Origin of the sequence: Allomesorhizobium camelthorni (assembly GCF_011045125.1) — a bacterium.
GTDB classification, from domain to species: Bacteria; Pseudomonadota; Alphaproteobacteria; order Rhizobiales; family Rhizobiaceae; genus Allomesorhizobium; species Allomesorhizobium camelthorni.
Genome location: NZ_JAAKZF010000043.1, coordinates 38,543 through 47,250, shown reverse-complemented (window position 1 = coordinate 47,250; position 8,708 = coordinate 38,543). Strand labels below are relative to the sequence as shown.

At 60.9% G+C, this 8,708-nt stretch carries 10 protein-coding genes and 2 pseudogenes; 5 read left to right on the top strand and 7 right to left on the bottom strand.

Features of this window, described 5'->3' with window-relative positions:
• Nucleotides 1–21: 21 nt before the first annotated feature.
• The 3 genes from G6N73_RS23625 to G6N73_RS23615 form a co-directional block, all read right to left on the bottom strand.
• On the bottom strand, nt 22–1,116 hold the full coding sequence (locus G6N73_RS23625) for an IS630 family transposase (protein ID WP_165032098.1): 1,095 nt from the start codon (nt 1,114–1,116) through the stop codon (nt 22–24).
• A 68-nt stretch (nt 1,117–1,184) separates the two neighbouring features.
• A complete protein-coding gene (locus tag G6N73_RS23620) occupies nt 1,185–1,730 on the bottom strand; it encodes a class I SAM-dependent methyltransferase (protein ID WP_246252479.1) in 546 nt (181 codons plus the stop codon).
• A gap of 251 nt (nt 1,731–1,981) precedes the next feature.
• Nucleotides 1,982–3,127 (bottom strand): MFS transporter, encoded by a 1,146-nt coding sequence (locus G6N73_RS23615; protein ID WP_165032096.1) that lies wholly within the window; start codon nt 3,125–3,127, stop codon nt 1,982–1,984.
• Nucleotides 3,128–3,242: 115 nt separating this feature from the next.
• Between G6N73_RS23615 and G6N73_RS38685 the strand changes: the two are divergent.
• The 4 genes and pseudogenes from G6N73_RS38685 to G6N73_RS23600 all read left to right on the top strand — a co-directional run.
• A pseudogene (locus tag G6N73_RS38685) lies at nt 3,243–3,377 on the top strand (LysR family transcriptional regulator); the annotation flags it as partial.
• Between the two features lie 63 nt (nt 3,378–3,440).
• Complete coding sequence (locus tag G6N73_RS23610; RefSeq protein ID WP_246252488.1) at nt 3,441–4,163, top strand: LysR substrate-binding domain-containing protein; 723 nt, start codon at nt 3,441–3,443, stop codon at nt 4,161–4,163.
• Between the two features lie 256 nt (nt 4,164–4,419).
• Complete coding sequence (locus G6N73_RS23605) at nt 4,420–4,695, top strand: hypothetical protein (RefSeq protein WP_206079048.1); 276 nt, start codon at nt 4,420–4,422, stop codon at nt 4,693–4,695.
• A 103-nt stretch (nt 4,696–4,798) separates the two neighbouring features.
• Nucleotides 4,799–5,515: a hypothetical protein gene (locus G6N73_RS23600; RefSeq protein WP_165032092.1), complete on the top strand. Its 717-nt coding sequence runs from the start codon at nt 4,799–4,801 to the stop codon at nt 5,513–5,515.
• Nucleotides 5,516–5,727: 212 nt separating this feature from the next.
• Here the strand turns inward: G6N73_RS23600 and G6N73_RS23595 are convergent, their stop codons facing one another.
• The gene (locus tag G6N73_RS23595) at nt 5,728–5,955 is read right to left on the bottom strand and encodes a hypothetical protein (RefSeq protein WP_206079047.1); all 228 of its coding nucleotides are present in this window, start codon (nt 5,953–5,955) and stop codon (nt 5,728–5,730) included.
• Between the two features lie 57 nt (nt 5,956–6,012).
• Nucleotides 6,013–6,450 (bottom strand): dihydrofolate reductase family protein, encoded by a 438-nt coding sequence (locus tag G6N73_RS23590; protein WP_165032088.1) that lies wholly within the window; start codon nt 6,448–6,450, stop codon nt 6,013–6,015.
• A 101-nt stretch (nt 6,451–6,551) separates the two neighbouring features.
• Here G6N73_RS23590 and G6N73_RS23585 point away from each other — a divergent pair, with 101 nt between their 5' ends.
• Complete coding sequence (locus G6N73_RS23585) at nt 6,552–6,710, top strand: hypothetical protein (protein WP_165032086.1); 159 nt, start codon at nt 6,552–6,554, stop codon at nt 6,708–6,710.
• 364 nt (nt 6,711–7,074) lie between these two features.
• Here G6N73_RS23585 and G6N73_RS23580 read toward each other — a convergent pair.
• Together G6N73_RS23580 and G6N73_RS23575 are read right to left on the bottom strand one after the other, a co-directional pair.
• Nucleotides 7,075–8,321: pseudogene (locus tag G6N73_RS23580) on the bottom strand (adenylate/guanylate cyclase domain-containing protein).
• Nucleotides 8,318–8,707: a response regulator gene (locus G6N73_RS23575; RefSeq protein WP_165032105.1), complete on the bottom strand. Its 390-nt coding sequence runs from the start codon at nt 8,705–8,707 to the stop codon at nt 8,318–8,320. The pseudogene G6N73_RS23580 and the gene G6N73_RS23575 overlap by 4 nt, the downstream one beginning before the upstream one ends.
• Nucleotide 8,708 lies beyond the last annotated feature (1 nt).

Sequence of the window (8,708 nt, the reverse complement as noted above, 5' to 3'; positions counted from 1 at the left end):
TTTCTACGCCAAAGGCCGTTGTCAGCAATCATGAGAGTGGATTGATTCCAACGTTTGGAACCCTCGGTTTCGGGCGGCGATGATGTCGTCGGGATCGGCTCTCCAGACGAATGGCTTGGGGCTGTCGGCATTGTATTCGCGAACGAAGCGGTTGATGGCTGCCTGGAGATCGACGACGGAGTGGAAGACGCCGTGCTTGAGCCTACGCCGGGTGAGTTTGGCGAAGAATCCCTCGACGGCATTGAGCCAGGAGCAGGAGGTCGGCGTGAAGTGGAAGGTCCAGCGCGGATGGCGCGCGAGCCAGGCGCGGACCTTGTCCTTCTTGTGTGCGGCGTAGTTGTCGAGGATGACGTGGATGGCCTTGTCGCCCGGCACCTCGCGCTCGATGCGGTTGAGGAAGCGGATGAACTCCTGATGGCGATGGCGCTGCATGTTCTGCGCGATGACCGTGCCGTCCAGCACGTTGAGAGCGGCAAACAGCGTGGTCGTGCCGTGGCGCTTGTAGTCATGGGTGATCGTGCCGGCTCGGCCCTTCTTCATGGGCAGGCCGGGCTGTGTGCGGTCGAGCGCCTGGATCTGCGACTTCTCGTCGACCGAAAGCACCACCGCATGGGCCGGCGGATCGACATACAAGCCAACGATGGTCGTGAGCTTGTCGGCGAAGGCCGGGTCGTTGGAGAGCTTGAACTGCCGCCAGCGATGCGGGCTGAGACCGTGGGCCTTCCAGATCGCCTGCACCGTCGACGCCGCGATGCCGGCGACCCTGGCCATCGCGCGCAGCGTCCAATGGGTCGCCTCATGCGGCGGCGGCTCCTGCGTCAGGCGGATGATCTCGGCAACACGCTCCGGCGGGACCGGCGTCTTTCCCGGCGGACGGGAGCGGTCGCAAAGCAGGCCATCCACGCCCTCATGCATGAACCGCTCCTGCCAGCGCCACACGCAGGTCTTGGATTTGCCGGTCTCGGCCATGATTGCCGTGGTGCCCACGCCGTCGCCGCTCAGAAGGACGATCCGCGCCCGCCAGACGTGTTTCTGCGGGCTCTTGGGGTTCGCGGTGATGGCGTTCAATCGCCGACGCTCGGCGGAAGATACGGTGAAGGAAATGTCGCTGCGCATGCAGTAGACTCGCAGGCCATCAAGCCAAGGGGAATCCCAATTCGGACTCTTTTGTTCCGATCAATCCACTAGGTCCTCGGCTTCTCCCATTCCATCAGCAATGCGTAAGGGATGCGCCTATAGCGCGCCTCCTTTTCGGGATCGCCACCAAGGGGCGGCGGCTCGTCGAAATGGCGAAGGATCATCCCTTGGGCAAGCAGCAGCGACATGTAGCGGCTCAACGGGCGGTGCCAGTTGGGGATGCGGATGCCACGCCAGGCGAGCCATTCCGAACGTTCCTCCAGATAGCGGTCGATGCAGTAGCGCATCTCGCCGTCGGCGCTTCGCTGCCACCCTCCACCGACCACAGCCGTGTTGAAGCTGTTCAGATTGGCGATCAGAAGGGCTCCGCCGGGCCGCAGGACTCTTGCCATCTCAGCTATAGCCGTTTCGGCGTCCGGAATGTCGACGAGGGATAGATAACTCACCACCAGATCGAAGGACTCGTCCGGAAATTCGAGTGCTTCCACCCGGCCGATCCGGTAATCCCCTTCTGGGTCGAGCGACCGGGCATGCCCGATCAGCGCGGCGGTCGGGTCGATACCCACGGTAGGAATGCCGCAGTCCTGCATCATCCGGCAGAACCTCGCCGCAGCCGACGTCGAGAGCGAACTCGAACCCGCGACCACGCACCCTGGCCATCATCGGCGCGTCAAGAACATGTTCCCGGGTGTAATCGCCTCGGCTTCCCATTGCCGCGATCCAGGCTTCCCCCGACTCGTCCCATCCGTTCGACATTTTTTGCGCCTTTCGGAGCGGTGCGTACCTACAAGTTAACGACGGCATCGCGTGAGGTCAGGCCATCCGCATTCGGCGCGCATTCACACTATACCGTCGGCTCGAGAGGTTGGAAGGCAATAGAACCGACGAGTACGGCCGCTAGATAGATGCCCGCGATCAGTAGGTAAAAGCCCGTTGCGCCTATTAGATCGGTCGCGCTCCCGGCGGTCAGGGGCGCAAAGGTTGAAGCGACGGCATAGACGGCCGCAAAGGCAGCGGTGGCGATTGTCAAGCTTTCGCCTGTGAACCGATCGCCGATCAGTGCCAGGCCAGCCGTGTAAAGCCCATAATTTGCGCCGCCCCACACGAACATGATCCCGGCCGCGGCCCAGAACGTGAACTGTCCGGAGAATGCTAGCAGCAACGTGCATGCGAGCGAGAGTGCACAGCAGACGACGACTGTGCGCTGGCGACCGACCACGTCGAGTGCCGTGCCGACAAGCGGTTGGCCTGCGAGCAGCCCGATGTGGAATACCGTCACGAAGAGCGCACCTTCGGTGATCGGAAATCCCTGGTCCAGGGTGATGATCGGTAAGAGGCTGATCGCCACCGCGTCGATGGCCGAAGCAATGAACAGAATTGCAAAAGGAAAGGGGAACGCCAAGACAGCGGAGCCCATCCGCCGTGCTGGCGCGGTCCTCACCTCGGCGTCGATCGGGCGGCGCACCCGGCTGAGCGGCAACAGCGCAAGCGCCGCCACTCCCGCGCACCCTAGCAGCACCGGCAGCGGCGCATCGGGAGCAGCTGCCACGATAGCCGGACCGGTGACGAAACCGAAGGCGACAGCGGCACTGTAAAGGCCCATGATCCGTCCGCGGCGGTCGGATGGGGAGAAAACGTTCAAGGCCGTTTCGACGATCACGAACATGAAGTTTGCCCCCACGCCGAGCGCAAGGCGGGCGGCGAAGATGAGCCAGAAATCCCGCGTGAGCGCAAGCGCGGTCAGCGACGTCGCCATGGTGGCGACCCCGATCAGCATCGTCATACCGGTGCCAATCCGCCGCGAGACGCTCGGCATTGCCAAAACGCCCAGCAATAGACCCAGGCCCGTCGCTCCGGCGTTCAATCCGTTCAGCGTGCCGGTCACCTTATGGGAGAGAACGACACCGAGCAGCGGGTATGTCGTACCCATAGCGAGCCCATAGATCAGCACGCCGGCGATCAGTGCGGCTATTACATTGTTTGGTTTCATCGGGTGCTAGCCAAGAAGTCAGCCTCTTTTCTCGGAGACCCTTTAGGCCGCAGATTCAAATCACGCTCAAACGATTATTTATTGCTCTAGGCTACGTTTTGGTTACGCTAGAGCGATGCGCAGGCTGCCCAATCTCAATGCATTACGCGCTTTCGATGCCGCTGCGCGGCAGGGCAGCTTCGTGGGCGCAGCGGAGGAGTTGAGGGTAAGCCATGCCGCGGTAAGCCGCCATGTGCGCAATCTCGAGGCGGAACTCGGGACAGCCCTGTTCGAACGACACGCGCGCCACGTCGTGCTCACCGGGGAAGGAGCCTTGTTCGCCAAGACGGTGGGTGAGTCTCTGTCTTCGCTTGAGATCGGCGCGGGCCGGCTTCGACGCGGCTTTGTGCGCAGCACGGTCGTTCTGGATATCGAATCCGATCTGGCCGTGAGTTGGCTGATGCCGCTTCTGACCGAAGATGTTCTGGACGCTCTCAATGTCCATCTCGATGTTCGCGTACGTCCGGACCCACCACGCTCGGTGCTTGGCGACGCGGACCTCGCTGTAAGCTGGGGTGCGGTCCAGTGTACGGGGTTCAAGACTGAGCGCTTTCTTGATCCGATCGTTTTCCCGGTAGCCTCACCGGCGTTGTTCGGAGCAGGAACAAAGCTGGAAGACCTGGGGATCTTCACAAGCAATCGGCTTATCCACGAACGCGGTCTCTACTGGTGGCGGCGTTCCTTCGAGACACTCGGCTTATCGCTCGACGATGCGGCCGGCCATCTGTTCTTCAACCGGTCGCATTTATGCCTTGAGGCGGCGGTTCGCGGTCTCGGACTTGCGATGGGTGACGATGCGACCTGTGCGGCCCATCTTGCCACCGGTGCGCTGGTCCGTCTTCCGCAGCCGGAAATGCCAAGCCGCGACGGCTATTACCTATTGGTTCCCGACAGAACTCAGCTATCTCGCCCCGTCCAACGCGTCCGTGATTGGCTCATTGAGGTTGCCCACCAGACGCGTTATTCGCGCAAGTCCGCCGCCATCAAGCGGCCGTAGCGCATGCGGATTTGGCTGTATGTGCGGGCGCGCCGACTAAGAAGAGTCATTTCAGACTTTGGCAATCGTTTTCGCGGCCGTCAGCTTTGCGCCCAATCTTGGCCGTTCACGGCGGTACTGTCCGAGCCCATAAGCTGACGTAGTTCTCGTAACCAATTCGAAGTGCAAAACTTCGTCGAGAAGAGGCAAGGCGCTATCGGCCGGATTTCATCCTGCGCATCGACGATGGTGTGGTCCTGACGATCCGCTCAACCTCGTGGTTGAGATCCAGGGCGCGCGGGACGGGGACGACAAGGAAGCCGAAACCATGCGCACGCTATGGGTGCCAGGCGTCAATGCGCTTGGCGCTCATGGTCGCTGGAATTACAAGGAGTTCAAGGACGTCTGGACGATTGCGTCAGAGTTCGCTGCCAAGGTCGAGGCATGGTTGGACAGGGTTGGGGGGATATGGCGTGAAGCAGACAAACGAAAACCTGAGCTCGGACACGGCTACAAAGGCCATGATGCGATGGCTCGCTGCCGCAGCGCTTGACAATGCATCCCTCACCTACGGAGAAGCTAGGCGACGCCTCGAGGAAGAAGTGGGGTTCGAGAGGTTAGCCCGAGCGGGTCGGACAGGGTACACCGCCGGGGCAATGATAGACAAACTGCTGGAGGTCTACCCTGCTGTTCCGTTGCTGAACGTATTGCTTGTTGAGCGGGCGACAGAACTACCGAGCGACGGAGCCGGTAGCTATCTGGCCGACCGATACAATCAGCCGCTGCTCAGGCAGGAAGGTGCGAAGGGTCGATACCCTAAACTCTGGCGACGTGTCTTCAATATGGCGGCTGGAGAAGTCTATGCGACGCCGGAGTCGGAGTGGTGCCGTCTTTTTCAATTGGCTTACAATGAAGCGCTCGACGAGCAGCAGGTCGAGCAGGAGAGACAGCGACGGAAAGCTGGAACCGAGAACGACGGTATCCACCATGGACGGACTGGCGAAGGCCCGCACCACAAGGCGCTGAGACTGTGGGTCCATGCCAATCCGGGACGGGTACGCCAGAAGTTCGCAAGTGCAGTCGCAGTGACAGAGTTCGTCCTGGATTCCGCTGATCGCGTTGATGTCCTCTTCCGAACCGGAGATGGCGTGGTGGCAGTGGAAGTCAAGTCGCGAGACTCTAATCTCGTTGATCTCCGCCGCGGCGTCTTCCAGTGCATCAAGTACCGAGCGGTTCTTCAGGCGATGGACATTCGCGACGATCGCTTCGTCGATGCGATGCTCGTCACCGAGGAGGCTCTACCCGGCGAGATCAGCGTGCTTCTGAAGAAACACCAGATCAGCCACTTCCTTGCCCCTATGAACAGAAATTGATGGCCAAGATGCCCCCTGACGGTCGAGACGCTTACCAATGACGAGGCGAGCCGGAAGAATGCGCCGGCGGCGAAGCTCGAAGCCTTCGTGCAGCCCGAGATGAAGACGCCGGTCCAGGTGGCGTATGAGCGGTGCAATCCCGATCTCGATCCGCAGCTAGTCTGGCGCGGCAAGGATGTGGCGGACTGGACCAACTGCAGATCCTGCTGGACTCACTCGAGATCATCGTGAAGACTTGGACCGCGGCGCGCGCAGAGGACTGCGGAATCACCGAAGCCGAGGTACGCGACGCGCTCGTCAATTTCGACCTGCTCTGGAACGAGTTGTTCCCGGCCGAGCAGGCCCGCATTGTCCAGCTCCTTCGCGGATCTGCGCGCGGCGATCGACCGCATCGCGGCGCATGTCGTGTTCTGGCCGGATGCAGTCGAGGCGGTGAGCACATGGCTTTATTTTGATGCCCGCCATGCCGAGCCAAAATATGCGGCGGAGGTTCGGGCCTACTTTGACGAACTGCTGCCCAACGATGCTGTCGAGGACTTGGGTGTAAGCCATTGAGGGTCGAACCAGCGGTCGGCGGGACCGTCGTAAGGCAAGCGCGTGATATCCCAATGGCTGACAAACGGCGCATAAACATCCCAGACAGACGGACCGCCGCCAATAAAGACGATGCGGCCTGCAAAGCGCTTGAACAGTTCCTCCGGGCCTATGCTCGAGCGCAAGACGAAGAGGTTGCGATCCGATCGCGCAAACGCTGGAACGCTGGAGAGAGTTTTGGGCCCTGCGGCCAGCACATGGCCTCTCGTGATTTCGAAGAACCGGGCGACGTCAGCCTTGTACTCCGGTGATCGATCACCTTCCCAAGGTAAATGCCCTTTGAGGCCCATTTGTCCCGACTGGCCGACGGCGCAGATCACTCTTACGATCGTCTGTTGCATCCCTGCTCCGTAACTGGCGATCGGCGTTCTTGTGACTCACTCCGCCCCTTTTTCGGAACAACCAGGCTCCACCATAGGTTCCTGCCGCAAGGAGATTTCTGATGTCTGATCGCAAAAAGCCTATGCCAAAGAAAGAACAGGATCATCAGCCTGAGGAACACAACGAGGTGCCCGATAAGCCGGTGCCGCTTGGTCCAGGCCCGTCGTTTGAACCCGACCCGGATCCGTCACCTGACCCCCCGGACCTTCCCGGCGGGTGATGCCTGCCAACTAGGCAACGCCCGTTGATAGCGCGCCAGTTCCTCGGGACTGCCCGCTTCTTTCGCTCATTGCGCCACCCGACGCCCATTTGCGGTTAGTTCTTCGGCTTCATTCGCTTACTCGCTGAAAACTGCTCCCGGCTCCCAGAACTGCCGGTCGGCTACGCGCCCCATCTCGGTCATTCCGCCGGCCTCTCCAGTTCTCCAGAAGCGGACGTCGCTGGTGTCAACTCCACGGCGAGGTTGCGCCAAGAAAAGACGTTGCCGGTGCCTTTTCAAAGCGGTCGTTGCCACCACGGCGCCTGGTATTGGCCGCGCCTCCAATGATTACTCCGCCGTAAGCCCTGAGATTCCGGCCGCCATTTCAAAGGGCGATTGTCGTACTGGCTTCGCCATTCAGTAGGCGCTTCAGATGAAAGGCGGCAAGACGATCTTCCGGGTTGCGGCCAACCAGCGCGGCGAACGATGCAAACGCACCGGGATCGCCAGCCTCAAGCTTTTCGAAAGCCTCGATGTAGGCCTGCGTCTCTGCGCTGGCGCATGTTTCGGCGACAAGCGGCTCGAAAGCGCGGATTGGCTCGACCCGTCCTCTGAGAAGGAGGTCACCCACCGGCCGGCCGCAGAAATCCTGTGCTTTCGCGGCGAGGCTTCCGCTCACACAGATGCGGGTTCCCAGAGTTTTGTTAGCCGCTTCCAGGCGTGCGGCGACATTGATTGTATCGCCGTAGGCGCTGTAGTCGAAAAACCTTCCTCCCCCGAAATTGCCGACGACGGCCGTGCCGGCATGTGCACCAATACGGGTCGTGCCGACCGGTATTCTTTTGCTGTTCCAGTGCTCACGAAAGGACCAAGCGAACGCATCAAGCGCAAGCGAACAGGCAACCGCGCGACCGGCATGGTCCGGCTGATCGGAAGGAGCTCCGAAAAGGACGTGGAGAGCGTCGCCGATGATTTTTGCGACCGTACCATCGTGGGCAAACACGATGTCGGTCATCCCAACGAGGTAGTCATTGAGGAGCTGCCCGAGCACGTTCGGCTCAATTGTTTCGGCAAGCGTGGTAAAACCCGTCAGATCGGTAAAGAGCGAGGCAACTTCCCGACGCTTGCCGCCCAGGTCGGGGGCATCGACGCTACTGGCCAGACGCTCTGCGAGATTGGGCGAAAAGTAGCGGGCAAGTGACGCGCGCGCCTGCTCTGCCGCGGATTGCCGGCGCTGCGTTTCGCGCAGGCCTCCACGTGGCGGATCGTCTTCAGGATCGTTGCCTCCAGGTCGGGGAAATCGATCGGCTTCGTCACGAAATCATACGCGCCGCGGTTCATCGCTGTGCGAATATTTGCCATGTCGCTATAGGCGGAGACGATGATGGTCGAGAGGTCCTGGTCCCTCTCTTGAAGCTCCGCCAGAAGCGACAATCCGTCCATGCGCGGCATGTTGATGTCGCTCAGCACCATGTCCACGTCCTCATTGGCTCCGAGCACCGCCAAAGCGTCGACCCCGTCGCGGGCAAACAAAAATTGCATCGAGCCGTCGCGGATCTGCTTCCGGAACTTCTGAACAAGGAGGGCCTCCAGGTCCGGTTCGTCGTCTACAACGAGTATGCTGGTGCTCATACCACGCGCTCGATCCGCGTCTCGATCTCTTCCCGCAGAGTTACAAAGTCGATCGGCTTCGTGAGCAGCGCCTCTGCACCGCTCTCCAGGGCTTTACGCGTGGTATCCTCATCACCATAGGCGGTGATCATGATCACGGGAACGTCGGGCCGTATGCGCCTCGCCTTCGGCAGCAATTCGAGACCGCTCATCCCAGGCATATTTACATCGGACAGTATCAGGATGAGCGTGACGTCGGCCGCATCGGCGATGCGCTCGAGTGCGGAGGACGCCGATTGAGCGAACTCCATCACGAAGCGGCCAGCGCGCAGATCGCGGCGGAACTGCTGGCGGAAAAGCAGTTCGATATCGGGCTCGTCGTCGACCACCAAGATGAGAAGGCTCATG